Below are 657 nucleotides of genomic sequence, written 5' to 3'. Positions count from 1 at the left end.
CAAGAGTTTGTTGATAACTACAAAAGCGCACTTGCCGAGTTACAAGGGCTTATACTTCCTAAATCAAAAACTGGTAAGCTAGTCGAAGGTTCATTCGCATGGCTCCTTAAACAGTATTTTAATAGCTCCAATTGGCATAACCTCGCTAAAGCCACAAAGAAACAAAGAGAATACACTCTTATGAAAGTGTGCGATACTATAGGTCACATTTCATACCAAGCAATCGAAAAGAAACATATCATAGCCGGTGTTGAACGGCGCAAAGAAACACCAGCAATGGCTAGAGACTTTCTACAATCCCTAAATGGGCTTTTTAAATGGGCAATTGAACACGGACTTTTGGAAAGCAACCCTACTTTAGGTATCACAAGACCTCCTCTTAAAAATAAAGAGGGCTTTCCCGTTTGGACAGAAGAAGATGTTGAAAAATATTACCAATGCTGGTCACATGGTACCCATGAACGTGTTTGGATTGATGTTCTTCTTTACACGGGTCTGCGTCGTGGTGATGCGGTCCGCATTAGCTGGAAAGACGTCAAAGATAATATCATTCACATCAAAACAGAAAAGAGCCAATTTAAAACAGATGTCTTTCTACCTATTTTACCGGAATTAGCCAAAACGCTTGAAGTTGGTCCTATTGGAGAAGAAACATTC

General features: G+C 40.0%; 1 protein-coding gene. It reads left to right on the top strand.

The genetic code is table 11. From position 1 onward, the window contains the following. Positions 1-657 (top strand): tyrosine-type recombinase/integrase (locus ACFIL3_RS10880; RefSeq protein ID WP_375682284.1); only part of this gene is annotated, 657 nt, incomplete at both ends.

The organism is Bartonella sp. CE47NXGY, from assembly GCF_042195415.1.
Classification (GTDB): Bacteria; Pseudomonadota; Alphaproteobacteria; order Rhizobiales; family Rhizobiaceae; genus Bartonella.
The sequence above is the reverse complement of the archived record's forward strand: the minus strand, read 5'-3'. Positions and strand labels throughout refer to the sequence as shown.